This window comes from Pseudomonas sp. lyk4-TYG-107, assembly GCF_030209055.1.
Classification (GTDB): domain Bacteria; phylum Pseudomonadota; class Gammaproteobacteria; order Pseudomonadales; family Pseudomonadaceae; genus Aquipseudomonas; species Aquipseudomonas putida_A.
The window spans coordinates 1-22325 of the sequence record NZ_JARVST010000008.1; the positions used below are offsets into that span (position 1 = coordinate 1).

The 22325-nt window shown below is 59.7% G+C and carries 19 protein-coding genes; 9 read left to right on the forward strand and 10 right to left on the reverse strand.

Annotated features, from left to right (window positions below; translation table 11 throughout):
* Positions 1–231: 231 nt before the first annotated feature.
* Positions 232–2124, forward strand: a complete 1893-nt coding sequence (gene mrdA, locus QRN61_RS08790; protein ID WP_285373592.1) for a penicillin-binding protein 2 — start codon at positions 232–234, stop codon at positions 2122–2124.
* A gap of 68 nt (positions 2125–2192) precedes the next feature.
* Here mrdA and QRN61_RS08795 read toward each other — a convergent pair whose 3' ends face one another.
* The 5 genes from QRN61_RS08795 to QRN61_RS08815 all read right to left on the reverse strand — a co-directional run bounded on the left by QRN61_RS08795 (position 2193) and on the right by QRN61_RS08815 (position 5366).
* Positions 2193–2864, reverse strand: a complete 672-nt coding sequence (locus QRN61_RS08795) for a hypothetical protein (protein ID WP_115989275.1) — start codon at positions 2862–2864, stop codon at positions 2193–2195.
* A 78-nt stretch (positions 2865–2942) separates the two neighbouring features.
* Positions 2943–3149 carry a helix-turn-helix domain-containing protein gene (locus tag QRN61_RS08800; RefSeq protein WP_003226632.1) on the reverse strand — a complete coding sequence of 69 codons (207 nt, stop codon included), beginning with the start codon at positions 3147–3149 and terminating at the stop codon, positions 2943–2945.
* Positions 3150–3158: 9 nt separating this feature from the next.
* Positions 3159–3764: a DUF2975 domain-containing protein gene (locus QRN61_RS08805; protein WP_095140016.1), complete on the reverse strand. Its 606-nt coding sequence runs from the start codon at positions 3762–3764 to the stop codon at positions 3159–3161.
* Positions 3765–3984: 220 nt separating this feature from the next.
* Positions 3985–4389, reverse strand: a complete 405-nt coding sequence (locus QRN61_RS08810) for a lysozyme inhibitor LprI family protein (RefSeq protein WP_115989276.1) — start codon at positions 4387–4389, stop codon at positions 3985–3987.
* 56 nt (positions 4390–4445) lie between these two features.
* Positions 4446–5366: an ADP-ribosylglycohydrolase family protein gene (locus tag QRN61_RS08815; protein WP_285373593.1), complete on the reverse strand. Its 921-nt coding sequence runs from the start codon at positions 5364–5366 to the stop codon at positions 4446–4448.
* Between the two features lie 197 nt (positions 5367–5563).
* Between QRN61_RS08815 and QRN61_RS08820 the strand changes: the two genes are divergently transcribed.
* Positions 5564–6052 carry an SRPBCC family protein gene (locus tag QRN61_RS08820; protein WP_183781264.1) on the forward strand — a complete coding sequence of 163 codons (489 nt, stop codon included), beginning with the start codon at positions 5564–5566 and terminating at the stop codon, positions 6050–6052.
* On the forward strand, positions 6039–6860 hold the full coding sequence (locus tag QRN61_RS08825; protein WP_285373594.1) for an aminoglycoside phosphotransferase family protein: 822 nt from the start codon (positions 6039–6041) through the stop codon (positions 6858–6860). The genes QRN61_RS08820 and QRN61_RS08825 overlap by 14 nt, the downstream gene beginning before the upstream one ends.
* 361 nt (positions 6861–7221) lie before the next feature.
* Here the strand turns inward: QRN61_RS08825 and acnA are convergent, their stop codons facing one another.
* Positions 7222–9963: an aconitate hydratase AcnA gene (gene acnA, locus QRN61_RS08830; RefSeq protein ID WP_285373595.1), complete on the reverse strand. Its 2742-nt coding sequence runs from the start codon at positions 9961–9963 to the stop codon at positions 7222–7224.
* 222 nt (positions 9964–10185) lie between these two features.
* On the opposite strand from acnA, the gene rlmM reads away from it, so the two are divergent.
* Both rlmM and tusA read left to right on the forward strand, forming a co-directional pair.
* Positions 10186–11259, forward strand: coding sequence for a 23S rRNA (cytidine(2498)-2'-O)-methyltransferase RlmM (gene rlmM, locus QRN61_RS08835; protein ID WP_285373596.1), 1074 nt, complete (start codon positions 10186–10188; stop codon positions 11257–11259).
* A gap of 178 nt (positions 11260–11437) precedes the next feature.
* Positions 11438–11689, forward strand: a complete 252-nt coding sequence (gene tusA, locus QRN61_RS08840) for a sulfurtransferase TusA (RefSeq protein WP_003226616.1) — start codon at positions 11438–11440, stop codon at positions 11687–11689.
* Between the two features lie 137 nt (positions 11690–11826).
* On the opposite strand, the gene QRN61_RS08845 is transcribed toward tusA, so the two are convergent.
* The gene (locus tag QRN61_RS08845; protein WP_096797182.1) at positions 11827–13236 is read right to left on the reverse strand and encodes an MATE family efflux transporter; all 1410 of its coding nucleotides are present in this window, start codon (positions 13234–13236) and stop codon (positions 11827–11829) included.
* 171 nt (positions 13237–13407) lie between these two features.
* Here QRN61_RS08845 and pdxB point away from each other — a divergent pair, with 171 nt between their 5' ends.
* A complete protein-coding gene (gene pdxB / locus QRN61_RS08850) occupies positions 13408–14550 on the forward strand; it encodes a 4-phosphoerythronate dehydrogenase PdxB (protein ID WP_096797181.1) in 1143 nt (380 codons plus the stop codon).
* A 183-nt stretch (positions 14551–14733) separates the two neighbouring features.
* On the opposite strand, the gene QRN61_RS08855 is transcribed toward pdxB, so the two are convergent.
* Positions 14734–14913 (reverse strand): PA1571 family protein, encoded by a 180-nt coding sequence (locus QRN61_RS08855; RefSeq protein WP_027611439.1) that lies wholly within the window; start codon positions 14911–14913, stop codon positions 14734–14736.
* Between the two features lie 256 nt (positions 14914–15169).
* Between QRN61_RS08855 and QRN61_RS08860 the strand changes: the two genes are divergently transcribed.
* Positions 15170–16948 carry an ABC transporter transmembrane domain-containing protein gene (locus QRN61_RS08860; RefSeq protein ID WP_027611440.1) on the forward strand — a complete coding sequence of 593 codons (1779 nt, stop codon included), beginning with the start codon at positions 15170–15172 and terminating at the stop codon, positions 16946–16948.
* 85 nt (positions 16949–17033) lie between these two features.
* On the opposite strand, the gene QRN61_RS08865 is transcribed toward QRN61_RS08860, so the two are convergent.
* Positions 17034–18962 (reverse strand): transglycosylase SLT domain-containing protein, encoded by a 1929-nt coding sequence (locus QRN61_RS08865; RefSeq protein WP_027611441.1) that lies wholly within the window; start codon positions 18960–18962, stop codon positions 17034–17036.
* A gap of 214 nt (positions 18963–19176) precedes the next feature.
* Here QRN61_RS08865 and QRN61_RS08870 point away from each other — a divergent pair, with 214 nt between their 5' ends.
* Positions 19177–21099, forward strand: a complete 1923-nt coding sequence (locus QRN61_RS08870) for an ATP-binding cassette domain-containing protein (protein WP_150369297.1) — start codon at positions 19177–19179, stop codon at positions 21097–21099.
* 173 nt (positions 21100–21272) lie between these two features.
* Here the strand turns inward: QRN61_RS08870 and QRN61_RS08875 are convergent, their stop codons facing one another.
* On the reverse strand, positions 21273–21710 hold the full coding sequence (locus QRN61_RS08875) for a universal stress protein (protein ID WP_027611443.1): 438 nt from the start codon (positions 21708–21710) through the stop codon (positions 21273–21275).
* A gap of 103 nt (positions 21711–21813) precedes the next feature.
* Between QRN61_RS08875 and QRN61_RS08880 the strand changes: the two genes are divergently transcribed.
* On the forward strand, positions 21814–22251 hold the full coding sequence (locus tag QRN61_RS08880) for a hypothetical protein (RefSeq protein WP_027611444.1): 438 nt from the start codon (positions 21814–21816) through the stop codon (positions 22249–22251).
* The last annotated feature ends 74 nt before the right edge of the window (positions 22252–22325 follow it).

Consider the following 22325-nt stretch of genomic DNA (forward strand, 5'->3'; position numbering starts at 1 on the left):
TTCCGAAACCCCAATTGCGAAAGCAGTTGGGGTTTTGTTTTGCCCGCAGGAAAGTGCTCCTCTCGCCAGAGTCAGACGGCACGAGAGTTCCAACCGTCGCCGGGACTGCCATTAGGGAAAATCCTTCTGAAGTGACCACTCGGTTTTTGGTATGGTGCAGCTCGTTTTTTAACGGACTGATGTCATGCCCACGGATCGGCACTCAATTTATGTCAAAGAGTTGCTGTAGAAATGCCTGAACCCATCCCGATCAAGGATCACGAAAAAGAGACGCGTCTGGTCAACAAGCGGTTGATCGCCTGCGCTCTGTTCGTCTTTGCCATCAGTTGCGCTCTGGTGGTACGCCTGTACATCCTGCAAGTGGTTGAATACGACTACCACTCGACCATCTCTGAAAACAACCGCGTGCACGTCTTGCCGATTCCGCCGACAAGAGGCCTGATCTACGATCGCAATGGTGTGCTGCTCGCTGATAACCGTCCCAGTTACAACCTGATCATTACCCGCGAACGCGCCACTGATGTTAATCAGGAGCTGGACGAGGTAATTAATCTGCTGCATTTACCCGCCGAAGATCGTACGGTTTTCGATAAGGCCCTGAAGCAGTCCCGTCACCCATTCACCCCGGTGACACTGTTCTACGAGCTGACGGAGGAACAAATCGCCGTGTTGGCGGTTAACGAGTTCCGTTTGCCTGGCCTCGATGTCGAGCCGCAGTTCGTTCGGCATTACCCGTGGGGGGCGCATTTCGCGCATTCGATCGGCTACGTTGGCCGGATCAACGAAAAAGAGTCCAAGACCCTCGATTCGGTAGAGTACCGCGGCACACAATCAATCGGTAAAACCGGCATTGAACGCTTCTATGAAGCGCAGCTGCATGGCCACGTCGGTTATGAAGAGGTTGAGACCAACGCCCAAGGCCGGGTGCTACGCGTGCTCAAGCACACCGATCCGGTGCCTGGCAAAAACATCGTTCTAAGTCTCGACGTCAAACTGCAGGAGGCTGCCGAAGCCGCACTGGGCGACCGACGTGGCTCGGTGGTGGCTCTAGACCCGTCCACCGGTGAAGTGCTGGCCATGGTCAGCAATCCGAGTTTCGACCCGAACCTGTTCGTCACTGGCATCAGCTCCAAGGAATACTCGGCGCTACGCGATTCCATCGACCGCCCGCTGTTCAACCGTGTGTTGCGCGGCCTCTATGCGCCGGGCTCGACCATCAAGCCGGAAGTGGCAATCGCCGGCCTCGATGCCGGTGTCGTGACGCCGCAGACCCGCGTCTTTGACCCAGGCTACTACCAACTCCCGGATTTCGATCACAAGTACCGCAACTGGAACCACAGTGGCGATGGCTGGGTGGACATGGACGCGGCAATCATGCGCTCCAACGACACCTACTTCTACGACCTGGCACACAAGCTCGGCATCGATCGCCTGCACGACTACATGGCGATGTTCGGCCTTGGCGAAAAGGTCTCGCTGGACATGTTCGAAGAGTCGCCCGGTTTGATGCCGTCTCAGGCCTGGAAGCGTGCCACGCGCCGTCAGGCCTGGTTCCCGGGGGAAACGGTGATCCTCGGGATTGGGCAGGGTTACATGCAGGTCACGCCGCTACAACTGGCTCAGGCCACCGCACTGATTGCCAACAAGGGCGTATGGAATCGTCCGCACCTGGCGAAGACAGTCGATGGTGTGGCGCCGGTCGACGAGCATCCGATGCCGAACATTCTGCTGAAGAATCCGCGTGACTGGGATCAGGTCAACCACGGGATGCAGATGGTGATGCACGATGCCCGAGGTATCGCGCGCGCCGCAGCGGCAGGTGCGCAGTATCGCATTGCCGGTAAGAGTGGTACCGCGCAAGTGGTTGCGATCAAGCAGGGCGAGCGCTACAACCGCGAGAAAACCCTCGAACGTCATCGCGACAACGCCTTGTTTGTTGGTTTCGCTCCGGCAGAGCACCCGAAGATCGCCATCTCGGTGATGATCGAAAACGGTGAGGCCGGTGGTCGAGTGGCCGGCCCTGTGGTGCGACAGATCATGGACGCCTGGTTACTGGACCAGGACGGCCACCTCAAGCCGCAATACGCGGCGCCGGCCAAGCCGCCGGGTGATCCCCACGTCTAACCCGAGTCAGCTTCACAGCACCGCCTCACGCCGGCTGAGCTGTGAAGCTCTCACGTTTGGGCAACTGACTACTTGCAGCTGTAACCCTCGGGCATCGTGACGCTGTAGTTGCGTTGCATGCGGTCCTGGAAGTTCAGGTTCTGCAGGCCTTGCTCGACCAGAAACGCTTCGACCTTGGCGGCCTGACAGTCCTCGTTATAAGACGACGCCCGCAGCAGATACACCGTGCGCTTACTCGCCTCATCCCGGGCGGTGACAGTGAAGGTACTGAGGGTGGTGTAGCCGATACGCTCTGACGTTCCCACCGGGCCATAGGTTGTATTGGGCTTACTGGTGCAGGTCAGTCGGTCATCTTTCTTCTTGGCGTTCTTGCACACGGTCGTAGTGCTGGTTGGAACTTGCCCATAGTCGGTGGCGGTATAGCGATAAGACACTTGCCGGCTGCCGATATCGAGAGTGACGGTCATTTTGATCGGCGCGTGATTCCTGGGCAGGCTGGCGTCGGTATAAACCTCCTGAAAGCCTCTGTCTTTCAGTGCGTTGACCATGTCGCGAAGATAGTAGCGGGCATTCAGTGCGTTCTCATCGGCGCCGTTGGCCGAGGTCACCAGCACGGTTGCCTTTCGATCGAACTGATAGTCCGGATCAGGTATTGCGTTGAGTGCTACGTCTATTTGCGTGGCGCAGCCGCCAAGCAACGCGGTCAGCATTAATAGGACGCAGAACAAATAACGGGACATGACAAAGACGCCTTGAAACTAAGGATTGAATAAAAGTTAAACGGATGAGGGGGCGATAAATAAACCGCCACCAGCGGGCTAGTCTTTCTGGTATTCCAGCAGATCGCCCGGCTGGCAATCGAGCGCAGCGCAGAGCTTGTCCAGAGTTGCCATCTTCACGCCTTTGACTTTGCCGTTTTTGAGCAATGACAGATTCGCCTCGGTGATCCCGAGCAGGGCGGCTAACTCTTTTGAACGAATTTTTTGCGTGGCCATGACTACGTCAAGGCGGACAATAATGGTCATTATATTGTTCTATATGTATTGGCTTTGCTCATCGCTGAGTACTTTTGCGTCACGCATGATAATTGAAAAAATACAGAGTAATACGCCTTTGATTATTTCGTAGGCAGAAGCGGAAGACATGCCGATCGAGAACTGGAAAATCCGATCCCCCGGCGGCAGATCTATCGACAACGCCAGACCTTGCAAGGTCTCTATTAGCGGGTAGGTTGCCGGAGAAACGATGCAGAGCACGCCTACTCGCCAGAGGACCCTGATGTTGCGGTCGGTCCAGGTTTCGCCGCGCGACAAGCGCAAAAAGAACAAACCGGTCAGCCATAACGCGTAAGCCGACAGGACCACGGGCAGGAAATCCAGAAAGACGATCAGCGCCGTGACCGTTGATGACAGCCAGGTGTCGGGATCAAGCAGTGCGCCTTCGACAAACGGGTCAAGCAATTGCGGCGAGCCCTCAGCAAAGGCATAGAGCAGGCCCGCCAGCATTTCATCCTTTTTGAAGAACCAGATCGTTGCGTTGCCGCCGACCTCCGTTACCCCCAGAACCCAGACGAGAATTGCTGCCAGCAGCCCGATCCAATGCATGCGCTGCAGCGCCAATCCGTTGATGTGAGTACTCATGAAAATTCCTGGTTGCTACAATTTGGTAGCGAATTCTCGATGATAAATTATCTAATAACAATAATTAATTTTGATTTTGTTGTTTTGGTATCCTCTTCTGATCCGGCTCCGCATGGTCGCTCGCAATGGTGCGGGGAGTCGGTAGGCTGGCCAGCGCGCCGACAGGTGCTCCGAGTGGGGAATCAACAAACCTGTCGGCGAAACTGAAACCCCTGCTACATCAGGCCCCTGGCACCGGGCAACTCATGTCACCTTCCTGACACTTCAAATACTGCTTCAGCGCCTCGACCCGCACCTTGGTCACCTCGGTCAGGCAATTGCTGTAAATCAATGGATAAACACTCCCGCCGTCCACACCGGACGCGGAAAACTTGCATTCGGCATCACGAAAGCCGATCCACGCCCGCTGCGCGCTCACCAGCAGCTTTTTGGCGTCGGCGTTGTCCTTCAAACGACCGGTGATCTGCTGATACACCGCGTTCAGCTGCTTGTCCGCTGCCTTGAATTCCTGCCCGGCGCACTGGTTCATGGTGGCCTGATCGCTGGCGTTGGCGCAGTCGACGGCCGCGTGGGCGAGAGGCGTGAACAGGACGGGTGTCAGGGCCAGGAGCAGGCGTTGGAACATGGTTAATCTCACTGTGTCGGATGAAAGTGCAGAGCAGTTTAGCGGCTGTGGTGCTTCTATTCAGGAACGCGCAGTCGGGAGGCTTCGAGCAGGCGATCCGCTGTGGCTGCAATCTCCTCGCCGTCATGAAGTATTTCCAGCCAGTGAGCAGGAATCGCCCGAACGCCATAATAGGCCCCGGCCAATTGACCGACGATCGCGGCAGTGGTGTCAGCATCATCGCCGAGGTTGGCGGCTTGCAGAATCGCCGCTGTAAAACTGTCGGTGTGATGAAAACACCACAGCGCGGCTTCCAACGACTCAACGCTGTAGCCGCTGCCACGGATATCATTGACTGATTTGGCCAGATAATCTCCCCGAGCAATCGCGGCAATTTTAGGCTCAGTGAAAGCTGAGCGCGGCAGCCTGCACAGTTCGTTTTTGCAGGTACCGAACAGCGCGTTGGCGATCAGTTCGGCAAACAATTGACAGCATTCGATGGCTTCAGGGGCCGCGTGGGTTGTCCGCGAACTGTCGCTGGCGAACTGGCGAATCTGCTGGACGTCAGGGAAGAAAAACAGCACCACCGGCGCCAAACGCATGAGCGAGCCGTTGCCGGCGGTAAACGGGTCGGTTGACCCGGCAAAGGGCTGACCGGTTTGCTGATACTGCGACAGTGCCTGACTGACGGTCATTCCAATATCGAAACAATCCCCCGTCGAGCTGAGATATCCCCACCGCCACCAGTTCAGATAGCGTCCCATCTGGTCCGCCGCATCGAATGTGTTTTTGCTCAGAAGACTCTCCGCCAGGCACAGCGCCATCGAGGTGTCATCCGTCCATTGTCCGGGCTTCAAGTGAAAGGGGCCACCGCCGACCATGTCCGTCAGCGGCTGGAATGAGCCTCGTGGCTTGAACTCCACCGTGGTGCCGACGGCGTCGCCGCAAGCGAGACCGAGCAGAGCGCCGCGATAACGTTCGGATAGAGATGGCTGCATGCTTCGTCCTTGTTTGTTTCCATTTCGCTGGAAAAGGTAACAGGTTCAGCGAGAGGGTTGCGTCAGTCATTCACTCATTCAACGATCGGAAATGCCGCCGAATGTTTCCTTTGGACTGAACAGGTGCAGCCCTTTGATACAACTTCAGGTTGGACATGTGGTCATACAAGCCTACTGTTCAAAACAGGAGGTGACTTATGAAACCGGTACCCAATAGTTTCGAACGCAAAATCACGCTGAAGGCGCCGCGTTCTTATGTCTGGCGCGCATTGGTCGATGCCGAGGCTTTTGGCCAGTGGTTTGGTGTGGCGCTGGAGGGCAGGCGGTTCATTGCCGGGGAATGGACGCAAGGGCAGGTCACGTATCCTGGTTATGAACACGTGTTGTGGAACGTGCTCGTCGAGCGGGTCGAGCCACAGCAGTTGTTTTCGTTTCGCTGGCACCCCTACGCAGTCAATCCAAAGATCGACTATTCACAGGAGCCGACGACGCTGGTCAAGTTCGAGCTGCAGGATTACGAGGGCGGCACTTTGCTCAAAGTGTCCGAGTCCGGCTTCGCGCACATTCCCGATGTACGACAGAAGGAGGCGTATTACATGGACAGCCGTGGCTGGGAGGAACAGCTGAGTCGACTTGAACAGTTTCTCGCCGAAAGCGCGAAGGCGCGCGAGCGTGACGGTGACTGACTGCGCAATCTTCGAACCCTGGTTGCAACGCTGGGCGCTGGTGCCGGACGGTGAGCCGATCATCACCCTCGGCAGCCGTCTGTTGCCGGTGCGTTTTGGCGAAACGCCGGCCATGCTCAAGGTTGCGCTGGATACCGACGAGCAATTCGGCAATCGACTGATGACTTGGTGGGACGGTGAGGGCGCAGCGCAGGTGCTGGCCCATCACGAGGAAGGTTTGTTGCTGGAACGGGCCATGGGCCGGCGTTCGTTGATGCACATGGCGCTCAACGGTGAAGACGACGAAGCCACGCAGATCATGTGCACGACACTAGCGCGCTTGCATGCGCCGCGCCCGACGCCGCCACCGCCGCTGGTGGAGCTGGCACCGTGGTTCGCCTCGCTGCGCGTGGCAGCGGCCGAACATGGCGGGACCTATGCCCTGAGCCTGCGAGCGGCTGAAGCCTTGCTCGCAGATCCGCAGGACGTGGTGGTGCTGCACGGTGACATGCACCACGACAATGTTCTCGATTTCGCTGCACACGGCTGGCTCGCTATTGATCCCAAACGAATACGTGGCGAGCGCGGTTATGACTACGCCAACCTGATCTGCAACCCGGACTTGCCGACGGCTGGCGATTCACAGCGATTGCGCCGGCAGGTCGAGGTGATCGTCGAGGCGTCCGGGCTTGATCGCCGACGCTTGCTGCAATGGGTGCTGGCGTTTGCCGGATTGTCGGCCGCCTGGTTCTTGGAGGACGATGCGCAGCAACAGGCTGCCCAACAGCTGCAGGTCGCGCAAATCGCCGCTTGCCTGCTGGATGACTGAGAGGGCTAAGGGTTTTCGGAAGGGCTGGTATAGCGAATGTCTTACACGCGGTGGTAGCTTTTGCGACTATTGCCGATTGGATCCACGGCGTAATCTACACCCATCAACTGAGACACAGGGAGTGTTTCAGGATCACGGATGATCGACCATAGCAAGGATCGCTGCCGACAGGGAGTCGATAATGGTCTTGGGAAAAACCCGCTTCGGCGGGTTTTTTTTCGCCTGTACAAAAGCGCTGAAGGCTTGTGTCGAGCACCTGTAGCGAGGGGATTTATCCCCGATGGGTAGCGAAGCGACCTCAAAAAAGGGCCTGCTGCGCAGTCCATCGGGGATGAATCCCCTCACCACAGGAATCAAGCAATCAAGAGGCGATCAGCTGCCGCAACACGTAGTGCAGAATCCCGCCGGACTTGAAGTACTCCACCTCATTCAATGTATCGATGCGGCACAGCACCTCGATTTTCTCTTGGCGCCCGTCTTCACGGGTGATCACCAGAGTCAGGTTCATGCGCGGGGTCAGCTCGACACCGGTCAGGCCCTGAATATCCAGGGTTTCCTTGCCGGTGAGGTTCAGGCTCTTGCGGTTCTGATCGAGCTTGAACTGCAGCGGCAACACGCCCATGCCCACCAGGTTGGAACGGTGGATACGCTCGAAGCTTTCAGCGATCACCGCTTTGACGCCCAGCAGGTTGGTGCCTTTGGCCGCCCAGTCACGGCTGGAGCCGGTACCGTATTCCTGACCGGCGATCACCACCAGCGGCGTGCCCGAGGCCTGATACAGCATGGCGGCATCATAAATCGGCATTTTCTCGCCGCTCGGGATGTAGATTGTGTTGCCACCTTCTTCGCCGCCGAGCATCTCGTTACGAATGCGGATGTTGGCGAATGTGCCGCGCATCATCACTTCGTGGTTGCCACGCCGTGAGCCATAGGAGTTGAAGTCCCGCGGCTCCACGCCTTTTTCGCGCAGATAGCGCCCGGCCGGACTGTCAGCTTTGATGTTACCTGCAGGGGAGATGTGGTCAGTGGTTACCGAATCGCCCAACAGCGCCAGAACCCGCGCGCCCTTGACGTCGGTGATCACCGGCAACGGTCCGGAAATGTCGTCGAAGAACGGTGGATGCTGGATGTAGGTCGAATCGTCCTGCCACACATAGGTGGCGGCCTGCGGCACCTGGATCGCTTGCCATTGCTCGTCGCCGGCAAACACTTCGGCGTATTCCTTGTGGAACATCGCGGTGTTCACCTGATTCACCGCCTCGGCGATTTCCTTGCTGCTCGGCCAGATGTCGCGCAGGTAAACCGGATTGCCTTGCTGGTCGTTACCCAGCGGTTCAGTGCTGATGTCGGTGCGCACGCTGCCGGCCAAGGCGTAGGCGACCACCAGCGGTGGCGAGGCCAGCCAGTTGGTCTTGACCAGCGGATGCACCCGTCCTTCGAAGTTGCGGTTGCCGGAGAGCACCGACGCCACGGTGAGGTCGGCTTTCTGAATGGCTTTTTCGATCGGCTCCGGCAACGGCCCGGAGTTGCCGATACAGGTGGTGCAGCCATAACCGACCAACGAGAACCCGAGTTGATCAAGGTATTGCGTCAGCCCCGCCGCCTTGTAGTAGTCGGTGACCACTTTCGAACCGGGTGCCAGCGAACTCTTCACCCACGGCTTGCGGGTCAGGCCTTTCTCCACGGCTTTTTTCGCTAGCAGACCGGCCGCCATCATCACGCTCGGGTTTGAGGTGTTGGTGCAGGAGGTGATCGCGGCAATCACCACCGCGCCGTTTTTCAGGCGATAGGTGTGGCCTTCGTATTCGTACTCGGTTTCGCCGACCAGATCGGCGTTACCCACGGCCACGCCACCACCACCCTCGCTTTCCAGGCGACCTTCTTCCTTGCTGGTGGGCTTGAATTGCAGGTCCATGAAGTCACTGAAGGCCTGCGCCACGTTCGGCAGCGAAACCCGATCCTGCGGGCGCTTTGGCCCGGCAAGGCTGGCTTCGACGCTGCCCATGTCCAGCGCCAGGCTGTCGGTGAACACCGGTTCCTGACCGGGCAGGCGCCACAGGCCCTGAGCCTTGGTGTAGGCCTCGACCAGTTTCACCACTTCGGCCGGGCGACCGGACAGGCGCAGGTATTCGAGGGTTACGTCATCGACCGGGAAGAAGCCGCAGGTCGCGCCGTATTCCGGGGCCATGTTGGCGATGGTCGCGCGGTCGGCCAGTGGCAGATCGGCGAGACCGTCACCGTAGAATTCGACGAATTTGCCGACCACACCTTTCTTGCGCAGCATCTGCGTGACGGTCAGCACCAGGTCGGTGGCGGTGATGCCTTCCTTGAGTTTGCCGGTGAGTTTGAAACCGATCACTTCCGGAATCAGCATCGATACCGGTTGTCCGAGCATCGCCGCTTCCGCCTCGATCCCGCCGACGCCCCAGCCAAGTACGCCGAGGCCGTTGATCATGGTGGTGTGGGAGTCGGTGCCGACCAACGTGTCGGGAAAGGCGTAGGTGCGGCCGTCCTCATCCTTGGTCCATACCGTGCGCCCGAGGTATTCGAGGTTGACCTGGTGGCAGATCCCGGTACCCGGCGGCACCACGCTGAAGTTGTCGAAGGCGCTCTGACCCCAGCGCAGGAACGCATAACGCTCGCCGTTGCGCTGCATCTCTATGTCGACGTTCTGTTCGAAGGCGCTCGGGGTGGCGAATTTGTCGACCATCACCGAGTGGTCGATCACCAGATCCACCGGCGACAGCGGGTTGATTCGCTGCGGATCACCGCCGGCCTTGGCCATGGCGGCGCGCATCGCGGCGAGATCCACTACCGCAGGTACACCGGTAAAATCTTGCATCAATACACGGGCCGGGCGGTACTGGATTTCCCGGTCGGAGCGGCGCTCCTTGAGCCAGGCAGCGATGGCCTTGAGGTCGGCGCCAGTGACAGTTTTTTCATCTTCCCAGCGCAGCAGGTTTTCCAGCAGGACTTTCAGCGACATCGGTAGCTGGTCGATATTGCCAAGGCTCTTGGCGGCATCGGGCAGGCTGAAATAGTGGTAGGTCTTATCGTCGACTTGTAGAGTTTTAAGGGTCTTCAGACTATCGAGGGACGGCATTACGATCACTCCTTTGAATCCGCACGGCTACGGATTGAGGGGACGGGCAGAGCTATCAACGTAGCCCTGTTTTCAGTAGCTGGCTAATAACTGGACTCTATGGGCAAGTCCAAGGTTCCGACATCGGCTATCATGCGCCGGTTTTCGTGACAGGCTTTGCTTCACCGCAAGGCTTGAGCAGCGTGCAGGGGCCGAATGTCCGCCCTCTGCCCAGGAGTAAGAATGAACACCCTATTCATGCATTGCCGGCCAGGCTTCGAAGGCGAAGTCTGTTCGGAGATTTCCGACCTCGCCGCCCAACTCAACGTCGCCGGTTACGCCAAGGCCAAACCGGCCACCGCGTACGCCGAGTTTGTCTGCACCGAAGCAGACGGCGCCGAGCGCCTGATGCGCGGCCAACGCTTTGCCGAGCTGATTTTCCCGCGGCAATGGGCGCGTGGCGTCTTCATCAATCTGCCGGAAACCGACCGTATCAGCGTGATCCTCGAGCACATGGCGGACTTCCCGGTCTGCGGCAGCCTGTGGCTGGAAGTGGTCGACACCAACGACGGTAAAGAATTGTCGAACTTCTGCAAGAAATTCGAAGGGCCGCTGCGCAAGGCGCTGACCGGCGCCGGCAAACTGGTGGACGACGCGAGCAAACCGCGCCTGCTGCTGACCTTCAAAAGTGGTCGCGAAGTGTTCCTCGGCATGGCGGATGCCGGCAACTCGGCGATGTGGCCGATGGGCATTCCGCGCCTGAAGTTTCCGCGCGAGGCACCCAGCCGTTCGACTTTGAAACTGGAGGAGGCCTGGCACCACTTCATCCCGCGTGATCAGTGGGACGAGCGTCTGCACAGCGACATGACCGGTGTCGACCTCGGCGCCGCACCGGGTGGCTGGACCTGGCAACTGGTCAACCGTGGCATGCTGGTGACCGCCATCGACAACGGCCCGATGGCTGAAAGCCTGATGGACACCGGGCTGGTGCAGCACTTGATGGCCGACGGTTTCACCTTCAAGCCCAAGCAGCCGGTGGATTGGATGGTCTGCGACATCGTCGAGAAGCCGGCGCGCAACGCGGCGATGCTTGAAGAGTGGATCGGCGAGGGCCATTGCCGCGAAGCGGTGGTCAACCTCAAACTGCCGATGAAACAGCGCTATGCCGAAGTGAAGCGCTTGCTCGAACGCATCGCCGATGGCTTCAAGGCGCGCGGGATCAAGGTGGATATTGGCTGCAAGCAGCTGTATCACGACCGCGAGGAAGTGACCTGCCATCTGCGTCGGCATGACATCAAGAAAACCAAATCCCGCTAAGTCACCACTAAACCCTGTGGGAATGATCTCTGTGGTGAGGGGATTTATCCCCGATGGGATGCAGCGCATCCCCAGTCTTTGGGGCCGCCCCGCAAGCCATCAGGGATAAATCCCCTCGCTACAGATGACTGAGCACCCGGCAATGCGCGACAATGCCGGCCAGTTTCAGGAGTGAATCATGAGTGAAATGATCGATACCCCGGTCGACGGCACCCTCGACGCCACCGGCCTCAATTGCCCGGAGCCGGTGATGATGCTGCACCAGCACATCCGAGACCTGGTACCTGGCGGCCTGCTCAAGGTGATTGCCACCGATCCCTCTACCCGTCGCGACATTCCCAAGTTCTGCGTGTTTCTCGACCATGAACTGGTGGGGCAGCACGAAGAGGCCGGTACTTATCTGTACTGGATCCGCAAGAAACAAGCCTGACCCTCAGGCAAACGCAAATACCAATGTGGGAGCGGGCTTGCTCGCGAAGGCGGTGTGTCAGTCACTGTAAATGTCGACTGAAACACCGCTTTCGCGAGTAAGCCCGCTCCCACATTTTTTTGTCCTGCGTAAGGGTTTTAGCCGGCGCTGCGACTGATCCGAATACGCTTGCGCGCACTGCGGGTCAGGCGGATCGACAGCATGAGTGCCGCGCAGCTCAAACCGACGATCAAACCCTGCCACAAGCCGCTCGGGCCACGCGGTTCGCCGAGCCAGTCGGTCAGGCCGAGGGCGTAACCCACCGGCAGGCCGATGCCCCAGTAGGCGAACAGGGTCAGGATCATCGTCACCCGGGTGTCCTGATAACCGCGCAGAGCTCCGGCAGCCGTCACTTGGATCGCATCGGAAAACTGAAACAGCGCCGAGTACACAATCAGCATCGCCGCGATGTGGATCACCGTCGGATCAGCCGTATAGATCGACGCAATCGGCTCGCGCAGCAACAGCATCATGCTCGCCGAAATACAGGCGTAAGCCAACGCAGTCCCCATGCCGACACCGGCGGCAAAGCGTGCTTCACGCGGCTCTTCACGGCCCAAGGCCTGGCCGACGCGTACGGTCACCGCCATACCTAGCGAATACGGAATCATGAACACCAGCGAGCTGACGTTCAGCGCGATCTGATGCCCGGCCACCACGGTGGCGCCAAGGCTGCCGATCAGCAGGGCGATCACCGCAAAGATGCTCGACTCGGCAAACACCGCGATGCCAATCGGCAGACCGATCGCCAGCAGACGCTTGATCACCGCCCATTGTGGCCAGTCGAAGCGGCTGAAGATCTCGCTCGAACGATAGGCCGGCGCCCAGCGCTCGTAACCGGCCAGCCCCAGCGCCATGACCCACATCACGATTGCCGTGGCCCAACCGCAACCCACGCCGCCCATGGCCGGCACGCCGAAGTGACCATAGATGAAGATGTAGTTCAGCGGAATGTTCAGCGCCAGACCGCACAGCCCCAGCACCATCGCCGGGCGAGTGCGGCCGATGCCGTCACTGGTGCAGCGCAGCACGTGATAGAACGCCACCGCTGGCAGGCCGCTGGCAATGCCGTGCAGGTATTGCATGCACGGGCCGATCAGCTCGGGATCGACCTTCATCAGGTGCAGCACCGGTTCGGCGGCGACCAGCATCGCTGTCGCGATCAGGCCCACCACCAGCGCCAGCCACAGCGCCTGACGCACGATCGGGCCGATCTCGCTGTGGGTGCCAGCGCCAAAACGCTGGGCGACTTTCGGCGTGGTGGCCAGCAGGGTGCCGGTCATCAGCAGAAACACCGGGACCCAGATCGAGTTGCCCAGCGCTACCGCCGCCAGATCTTTCGGCCCGACGCGGCCGGCCATCACCGCATCGACGAAGCCCATCGCGGTAGTCGCCAGTTGCGCGATGATGATCGGCAAGGCCAGGGTGAGCAGGTTCCTGAACTCCAGGCGAATTCGCGCGGGGCGGGTGAGTGAGGCAGCGAGAGGTTGATCAGTAACAGAATTCACAGGCAAAGCGTCCACAGGTGTTGATGCGCAAGGCGCCGCATTCTACGCCGCTGACGTGACAGTCAGGAAAAATCCTCTGTTGCGGATTTGTAATCATCGATGCCATCCACTGTGGCGCTGGCCCAACGGTGGATCTGCACCTAAACTGCCGATCCCCTCAAGGAGCCCGCCATGCTGATTGTTGCCGACGAAAATATTCCGCTGCTCGATGCCTTTTTTGCCGGTTTCGGCGAGATCCGCCGGGTGCCGGGCCGTTCCATCGATCGTGCAACGGTCGAGCAGGCCGATGTGTTGCTGGTGCGCTCGGTGACCAACGTCAACCGCGCGTTGCTCGAAGGCAGCAAAGTGCGTTTCGTCGGCACCTGCACCATTGGTACCGATCACCTGGATCTCGATTATTTCAACGAGGCCGGTATCACCTGGTCCAGCGCACCCGGTTGCAATGCGCGAGGCGTGGTCGATTACGTGCTTGGCAGCCTGATGACCCTGGCGGAAATCGAAGGCGTTGATTTGCCGCAACGTACGTACGGTGTGATCGGCGCCGGTGAAGTTGGTGGGCGGCTGATCAAGGTCCTCAAGGGGCTGGGCTGGAATGTCAAAGTCTGCGACCCGCCGCGTCAGGCAGCCGAGGGCGGCGATTACGTCAGCCTTGAGCAAATCATCGAGCAGTGCGACGTGATCAGCCTGCACACGCCGCTGACCCGTACCGGCGAGGGCGCGACCTGGCATCTGTTTGACGAGCAGCGTTTGCAACAGCTCCAACCCGGCACCTGGCTGATCAATGCCGCGCGTGGACCGGTGGTGGATAACGCTGCGTTGCGCAACGTGCTGCTGGAGCGCGAAGACCTGCAAGCGGTGCTCGACGTCTGGGAAGCCGAGCCTGAAGTCGATGTCGCCCTCGCCGAACTCTGCGTGCTCGCCACGCCGCACATTGCCGGTTACAGCCTCGATGGCAAACAGCGCGGGACGGCGCAGATCTATCAGGCTTATTGCGAGTTTATCGTTCAGCCGCCGAGCATCCAGCTCAGTGACCTGTTGCCGGCACCGTGGCTGTCAGAAGTGACCCTGCACGCCGACAGCGATCCGGCCTGGGCGCTGGCGATGCTGTGCCGCGGGGTGTATGACCCGCGCCGCGATGACGCGGATTTTCGTCGCAGTCTTGTAGGCAATGTCGGCGAGCAGCGTGCGGCGTTCGATGTGTTGCGCAAGCAATATCCGGTACGACGCGAGATCGAGGGGCTGAAGGTGCGGATCGACGGGGATTCGCCGCAGTTGCAAAAGATTGTGGCGGCGCTGGGGGCGGTGGCGGTCTAGAAATAAAATTGGCTTTATCGCTGGCAAGCCAGCTCCCACAGGTTCCCCGTTTTATGCAAGATCTGAACTGACCACTGGACCTGTGAGAGCGGGCTTGCCCGCGATGGTTGCACCACAATCGTCAATTTGTGGGCAGAAAAAACCCGGCCAAACAGGGGCCGGGTCAGGAAGACGGTGGCTATATCACTTTTGTTCGGCAGGCTTGACCAATCGCTTCTCCAGTTCGCGGCACGCGTCCTGGATCATGTCTTCAGTGATCGGTACTTCACGCCCATCCTTGTCGATAATCGAGCAACCCAGAGGTTGGCCGGGCTTGGTGCGGATCACTTGAATCTTGTCATCGCTGCTGTGTTGCAAGGACATGGCCTGTCTCCTCATCAGGTTGTGCACGTAGATTAAAACCGCCACGTGACCAGGCTGTGACAACACCCTTGGGTCTGTCAAAAGCGGCACCTCCAGTCCAACAGAAATGACCGCTCGTCTCAACCGGGACATTAGACCGATAGCAACTATGGCCTAGTCTTTGGGGGCATATTTAACCTGACTCATTGTGATTTACAGAGTTCCGCCCCATAGAAGGTTTAGGCTAGCCCTTTCATCAACACGGATGTGTACCTGAATGATCTCGAAGCTTTCTTCCCGGCACCGTCGAGCGCTGAGCCTGACCAGCCGGTTTCTGGCGCCTTATCGTTGGCAAGTCGGCGCTGCACTGCTGGCGCTGATCGTCACCGCGGCGGTCACTTTGTCGATGGGGCAGGGGATCAAATTGCTGGTTGATCGGGGCTTCATGACGCAGTCGCCGCACCAACTGAACCAGAGCATCGGCATCTTCATGCTGATGGTACTGGGCCTGGCGGTCGGCACGTTTGCACGGTTTTACTGGGTATCGTGGATCGGTGAGCGCTGTGTGGCGGATATCCGGCGCGAGGTGTTCAACCATCTGGTGTACCTGCATCCCGGGTTTTACGAAAACAACCGCAGTTCGGAGATCCAGTCCCGACTGACTGCCGACACCACGTTGCTGCAATCGGTGATCGGCTCGTCACTGTCGATGTTTTTGCGCAACCTGTTGATGGTGATCGGCGGGGTGGTCCTGCTGTTTATCACCAACCCGAAACTCACCAGCATCGTGGTGATTGCCTTGCCGTTCGTGGTCGCGCCGATTCTGATTTTCGGTCGGCGCGTGCGCAATCTGTCGCGGTTGAGCCAGGATCGGGTCGCCGACATCGGCAGCTATGTTTCCGAGACCCTTGGCCAGATCAAGACCGTGCAGGCCTACAACCATCAGGTGCAGGACGAGCGGCGTTTTGCCACGACGGTCGAGGACGCGTTCGATACCGCGCGCAAGCGCATCTTTCAGCGCTCCTGGATGATCACCGTGGTGATCGTGCTGGTGCTCGGCGCGGTAGCGGTGATGTTGTGGGTCGGCGGCATGGACGTGATTGCAGGGCGCATTACCGGTGGTGAGCTGGCAGCGTTCGTTTTCTACAGCCTGATCGTCGGCAGTGCGATCGGCACGTTGAGTGAAGTCATCGGCGAGTTGCAGCGTGCGGCGGGTGCCGCTGAGCGCATTGCGGAACTGCTCAGTTCGCAGAACATCATCCAGCCACCGAGCATCGGACTGGTGACATTGCCAGAACGGATCAAGGGCGAGCTGCAATTGCAGAATGTGCGTTTCTCCTACCCGTCACGTCCGGACAGCTACGCCGTCAACGGCTTGAGCCTGACCATCAGGGCCGGCGAGACCCTGGCCCTTGTCGGGCCATCCGGGGCCGGCAAGTCCACGGTGTATGACTTGCTGTTGCGCTTCTACGACCCGCTTGAAGGCCGGATCCTGATAGATGGTGTGCCGCTGACCAGCCTCGACCCGCTGGATCTGCGGCGCAATTTCGCCCTGGTCTCGCAATCGCCTGCGCTGTTTTTCGGCAGCGTCGAAGAGAATATTCGTTACGGCAATGCAGATGCGACGCTGGAACAGGTCAAGGAAGCGGCAAGAATTGCCCACGCCCATGACTTCATCGAGAAGATGCCCAATGGCTATCAGACCCACTTGGGGGACGCCGGCCTCGGACTTTCCGGCGGCCAGCGTCAACGCCTGGCGATTGCCCGCGCGTTGCTGGTGGATGCGCCGATTCTGCTGCTGGACGAAGCCACCAGCGCCCTCGATGCGCAGAGCGAACACTTGATTCAGGAAGCGTTGCCAAGCCTGATGCAAAATCGCACCACATTGGTAATCGCGCATCGCCTGGCCACAGTGAAAAACGCCGACCGGATCGCGGTGATGGATCAGGGTAGCCTAGTGGCCATCGGTACCCATCAGGAACTGATCGTAAGCAATCCGCTGTATGCCCGGTTGGCAGCGCTGCAGTTCAACGACGGGCATGCGGTGGCGGTGTAGAACTGCCGCAGATCTTTGCTGACGGCAAAAAAAATGCCCGCATCGATTGATGCGGGCATTTTTCATTTCAGGTATTCAGCACCTGTCATTGATCGTCGAAATACCGCTCATGCCAGTCCACCAGCGGCTGCGGCGAATTGAGCTTCTGCCCGTAGATCACCGAGTATGACAGCACGTTTTGCACGTACTGGCGGGTTTCGTCGAACGGGATGCTTTCCACCCACACGTCGAAGCTCAGGTGATCGGCACCGCGCAGCCACTGGCGCACGCGGCCGGGGCCGGCGTTGTAGGCGGCGGAGGCGAGCACGCGGTTGCCGTTGAACTGGCTGTGTACCTGGCTCAGGTAAGCGGCGCCGAGCTGGATGTTCTTGTCCGGATCGAGCACTTGTTGCGGCGAGGCCAGCGGGATGCTGAACTTGCGTGCGGTTTCCTTGGCAGTGCCGGGCATCAACTGCATCAGACCGCTGGCACCAACGCCGGAGCGGGCGTCGTCCATGAAGGCACTTTCCTGGCGGGTGATGGCGAACACCCAGCTTGAGTGCAGGCCGCGCGTCTTGGCTTCACGCACCAGGGTGTCGCGGTGGGCCATCGGGAAGCGGATATCCAGGTCGTCCCAGTATTGCGCCTGACTGATGGTGCGGATGGCCGGGAAATACCATTTCAGGTCGTAGGCCAGTTTGGCCTGAGCGACCATTTCGTCACGATTGAAATGGCGACTGACGTGATACCACTCGCGGCGCCCGTCAACGATCTGCCCACGCGCATGGAATTCCAGCGCGCGCCGCACGCCGGGAGTGTTGCGCACCTTGTTGATGGTCGCCTGACTGAGTACTAGCGGCTTGTTCATCAGCGAGTAAGGCAGTTGCGAGCGGTCGGCAGCGAGGAAACCGTAGAAGTCGCGTTCCTTCGCCAGATTCTTGTACAGGGTCTGCGCTTCCGGGTTCTGCGGTTGCGCCAGTTCCAGGCTGCGGGCCTGCCAGTAACGCCAGCGGTTGGTGGTCGCCAGATCCTGTGGCAGACGACGAGTCAACTGATACGCATCGTCCCAGCGTGCCAGGCGCAGCAGCAAACGCAGGCGCCATTCGGACACGGTGTTGTCACGCAGTTCAGGATCGTATTTGGTCATCACGTCCAGCGCGCGGCTGTCGAAACGCCGGGCCAGGGTCAGGCCGATTTCCCGGGCAATTGCGACTTTCTCGTCACGGGAGAAATGCATGCTGCTGGCGTATCCGTCGAGCAGGGCCATGGCCTTGTCCGGATCCTGACGGGCGAGGCGGCGCAGGCCGAGGCTGACCACGTCGGACATCGGCTCGTCGGCCGGGGTGAAGCGCGACGGCTGATTGAGCAGCTCGGGTTTCTGCGCCACATCTACCAGCAGCCGACCGCGCGGGGCGAGGGTGGTCAGGCCGTTGACCAGACTGTTGGCCAGTGGATAGTTGCGCGCCTGGGCGGCGAGTTTGGTGCGTTCCCAGCGTTTCTGTTCGGTCAACTGGCCGTCGGCGGCCCAGATGCCGAACAGCCCGTCACAGGCAGCCGGTTGCGATTTACCGGTCAGCCACAGTTTGTCGGCGTTGGCATAGCCCTCGGCCTTGTGGCCGCTGCTGATCTGGAACTGCGCATTGAGGCAGTCCAGTTCGGTGAAGTTGAGTTTAGGGTCGTAATATTTGGTGAAAGTAGCCCAGTCGCCACGGTCGGCGAGCCAGCGCAACCAGCGCAGTTTCATCCAGTTGGCCTGCGGCAGGTCGCCGTGCTCGGCGAGGAACTTCTCGATTTCGGCGTTGCTCGCGGTTTTCAGACGCGCGGTAAGTTCGTCGTAGGCCAGATACGGTTCCAGCGGGTAATCGGCGAGGGCCTGGCTATAACGGAAGTACGGGCCGGTATCGCCCTTGGCCAAGGCACGCTTGGCTTCATCGTAATACTGGCGTTGGGTGGACAGGTCCACCGCCTGGGCGGATTGAGCGGCAGCGGCGGTAAGTAGCAAACAGGACAAGACACTGAAAAGGCGACTGCGCATGAGACATCCGGGCAGAGAAATCATGACAAGCACCGGCCGCGGCCAGCACTGAATTGTCTGTAGCTTAGCCTTTTGCCAGCAACGGGCGAAAGCTTTGCCGGTCTTGCAGCACAAGTTCGCAACAAATGTTGTGCAGAGTGCTTCGGCAGACAAATTGCCGGCCTGCTGAGAGCCTAACTCAGGTAGAATGCGCGCCCGGTTTTTGGAGAAGCTCATGACCCTGCTCAAATTCAGCGATGTGTCCCTTGCATTCGGCGCGATGCCGTTGTTGGACAAGGTGTCCTGGCAGATCGCCCGTGGTGAGCGGGTGTGCATCATCGGCCGCAACGGCACTGGCAAATCCAGCATGATGAAACTAGTCAAGGGCGACCAGAAGCCCGATGACGGCTCGGTGTGGCGTGCCCCCGGTCTGAAAATCGGCGAATTGCCGCAAGAATTGCCGGTGGCCGACGGGCGGACCGTATTCGACGTGGTTGCCGAAGGTCTCGACGGCGTTGGCGCCTTGCTCGCCGAATATCATCACCTGAGCCAGAACATCGTCACCGACGCCGATCTGGACAAGCTGATGCACGTTCAGCATGACCTCGAAGCCCGTGACGGCTGGCGCTTGCAGACCCTGGTCGACAGCACTCTGAGCCGCCTGCAACTGCCGGCCGACAAGACCCTCGCCGAGTTGTCCGGCGGCTGGCGCCGTCGCGTGCTGCTGGCGCAGGCGCTGGTCTCGGAACCGGATCTGCTGCTGCTCGACGAACCGACCAACCACCTGGACATCGGTGCGATTGCCTGGCTCGAAGAAGCGCTGAAGGATTTCCAGGGCGCCGTGCTGTTCATCACGCACGACCGTTCTTTCCTGCAGAACCTCGCCACGCGCATCCTCGAACTGGATCGCGGCGGCCTGATCGACTGGAACGGCGACTACGCCAGCTTCCTCGTGCACAAAGAAGCTGCGCTGGCCGCGGAAGAAACCGCCAACGCGCTGTTCGACAAGCGTCTGGCTCAGGAAGAAGTGTGGATCCGTCAGGGCATCAAAGCTCGTCGGACCCGTAACGAAGGCCGTGTGCGCGCTTTGAAAGCCCTGCGTGTTGAGCGCAGCGAGCGTCGCGAGCGGACCGGCAAGGCGAATATCCAGCTGGAAACTGCCGACAAGTCCGGCAAGCAAGTGATGGTGTTGGAAAATGTCAGCTTCCATCACCCGGACGGTCCGTACCTGATCAAGGACTTCTCGATGGTCCTGCAGCGCGGCGACCGTATCGGCCTGCTCGGCGCCAACGGTACCGGCAAGACCACCCTGCTGAAGCTGATGCTCAATGGTCTGCAACCGACCAGCGGCAAAGTGGAAGAGGGCACCCGGATTGACGTGGCCTACTTCGACCAGTTGCGCCATCAGCTGGATCTGGAAAAGACCGTGATCGACAACGTCGCCGAAGGTCGCGACTTCATCGATATCGACGGCCAGAGCCGCCACGTCCTGAGCTACCTCGGTGACTTCCTGTTCAGCCCGCAGCGTGCGCGCACGCCGGTCAAGGCGCTGTCCGGTGGTGAGCGTGCGCGCTTGCTGCTGGCCAAACTGTTCAGCAAACCGGCGAACCTGCTGGTACTCGACGAACCGACCAACGACCTCGACGTGGAAACCCTCGAGCTGCTCGAAGAAGTACTGCTGACCTTCAACGGCACTGTGCTGATGGTCAGCCACGACCGGGCATTCCTCGACAACGTGGTCACCAGCACCCTGGTCTTCGAAGGTGAAGGCAAGGTGCGGGAATACGTCGGCGGCTATCAGGACTGGATTCGTCAGGGCGGCTCGCCGCGCCTGCTGGGCGTGACCGAGAGCAAGTCGGGCAAGGCTGACCTGAATTCGGCGGTGGTCACTGCTGAACCAGCCGTGGTTGCCGCACCTGCCGCTGCCGCACCGGCAGCCAAGAAGAAGCTGAGCTACAAGCTGCAGCGCGAGCTGGAAGCATTGCCGGGCGACATCGATGCCAAGGAGCAGCAGATCGCGGCCGTCGAAGCCGAAATGGCTGAAGCCGGCTTCTATCAGCGTCCGCCAGCAGAAACGGCCAAGGTGATTGCTTCGCTGGAGCAGTTGCAGGCTGAGCTCGATACGCTGGTCGAGCGTTGGGCCGAGCTGGATGCCTGATTGATCCGGCCATGAAAAAGCCCGGCGTTCAGTGATGAGCGCCGGGCTTTTCATATACGGGTGGAGACCTAATGTGGGAGCGAGCCTGCTCGCGAATGCGGTATGTCATGCGGCATTAATGCTGATGTGCCGACGCCTTCGCGAGCAGGCTCGCTCCCACAATGATCAGTGTTTCAACGTTTGACCAGGTGTACCGCCAAAACATCGCAAGGCGCGCCATGCAGCACGTCATTGGCCGTGGAGCCCAGCAACAGTGCCAGACCGTGACGGCCATGGCTGCCGACCACGATAAGATCGCACGAGTTTTCCTTGGCGAAATGATGGATCTCCTGACGTGGCTGGCCATAGGTCAGGTGGCAATTGGCGCCTTCGAGCTCGGCATATTTGGCTTTCAGGCGCTCAAGACGCTCCTTGGCCTGATCGAACTGCTGCTGTTGCAGTTGTGACAGATCCATCGGCACATCGCCGCCGAACGCCATGGCCATCGGTTCGACGATATGCACCAGCGACAGCTTGGCGCCATTGCTCGCCGACAGCTCTCGGGCGCGGTGAATCACAGGGTCGCACTCTTCGGTCAGGTCTACGGCGACCAGGATATGGTTGTAGGGCATGAGGTGCTCCTCGTGACGGTTCAATATTGTTAAGTATGGCTGGTTTCAAGCGCATTGGTTCCAAAGTGACACAATGCGCTCACCTTAAGTCGGGAGTAGAGATATGACGGTCTGGTTGGTGGTGTCAATCCTGCTGGTGGTTTTGAGTCCACTGGCGTGGTTGCGCCCGTCGCGCGTGCAGAGCGGCCGGATGGCCCTGCGCATGGAGGCGCGACGCATCGGGCTGGCCATGCAGCTGGCGCCTCAGGAGTGGCCGCACTGGCTGTCTCAGGAGCCGCCCAGCCCGTGCGCGCAATATCATCGGCCACGGCGTGGCACTCAGCCGGCGTGCTGGACCTACTGGCAGAAATCGCCGGGGGTATGGGTCAATCAGTGGCAGGAAGTCTGCGAGGACCGGTTGCTGCTCGATCATTTCGAAAAGTTGCCGGGCAACGTGTTCAAGGTCGAGGCCGACAAGCAGATGATCGCGCTGTACTGGGGCGAGAAGGGCGAAGCCACGGTTTTGCAGGATATCGACGCGACTCTGAAAGCGCTGGCCTGACTCGCGGACTTTTCCCACTGCAAGGGTGGGGAGCGTCCGGCAGACGAGCAATAAAAAGCCCGACATGATTCATC

Coding starts and splice junctions, on each gene's coding strand:
- QRN61_RS08870 (WP_150369297.1), top strand. CDS start 19,177: ATGACCCTGCTCAAATTCAGCGATGTGTCCCTTGCATTCGGCGCGATG.
- rlmM (WP_285373596.1), top strand. CDS start 10,186: ATGAACACCCTATTCATGCATTGCCGGCCAGGCTTCGAAGGCGAAGTC.
- QRN61_RS08820 (WP_183781264.1), top strand. CDS start 5,564: ATGAAACCGGTACCCAATAGTTTCGAACGCAAAATCACGCTGAAGGCG.
- QRN61_RS08880 (WP_027611444.1), top strand. CDS start 21,814: ATGACGGTCTGGTTGGTGGTGTCAATCCTGCTGGTGGTTTTGAGTCCA.
- pdxB (WP_096797181.1), top strand. CDS start 13,408: ATGCTGATTGTTGCCGACGAAAATATTCCGCTGCTCGATGCCTTTTTT.
- QRN61_RS08875 (WP_027611443.1), bottom strand. CDS start 21,710: ATGCCCTACAACCATATCCTGGTCGCCGTAGACCTGACCGAAGAGTGC.
- acnA (WP_285373595.1), bottom strand. CDS start 9,963: ATGCCGTCCCTCGATAGTCTGAAGACCCTTAAAACTCTACAAGTCGAC.
- tusA (WP_003226616.1), top strand. CDS start 11,438: ATGAGTGAAATGATCGATACCCCGGTCGACGGCACCCTCGACGCCACC.
- mrdA (WP_285373592.1), top strand. CDS start 232: ATGCCTGAACCCATCCCGATCAAGGATCACGAAAAAGAGACGCGTCTG.
- QRN61_RS08815 (WP_285373593.1), bottom strand. CDS start 5,366: ATGCAGCCATCTCTATCCGAACGTTATCGCGGCGCTCTGCTCGGTCTC.
- QRN61_RS08795 (WP_115989275.1), bottom strand. CDS start 2,864: ATGTCCCGTTATTTGTTCTGCGTCCTATTAATGCTGACCGCGTTGCTT.
- QRN61_RS08855 (WP_027611439.1), bottom strand. CDS start 14,913: ATGTCCTTGCAACACAGCAGCGATGACAAGATTCAAGTGATCCGCACC.
- QRN61_RS08865 (WP_027611441.1), bottom strand. CDS start 18,962: ATGCGCAGTCGCCTTTTCAGTGTCTTGTCCTGTTTGCTACTTACCGCC.
- QRN61_RS08805 (WP_095140016.1), bottom strand. CDS start 3,764: ATGAGTACTCACATCAACGGATTGGCGCTGCAGCGCATGCATTGGATC.
- QRN61_RS08860 (WP_027611440.1), top strand. CDS start 15,170: ATGATCTCGAAGCTTTCTTCCCGGCACCGTCGAGCGCTGAGCCTGACC.
- QRN61_RS08800 (WP_003226632.1), bottom strand. CDS start 3,149: ATGACCATTATTGTCCGCCTTGACGTAGTCATGGCCACGCAAAAAATT.
- QRN61_RS08810 (WP_115989276.1), bottom strand. CDS start 4,389: ATGTTCCAACGCCTGCTCCTGGCCCTGACACCCGTCCTGTTCACGCCT.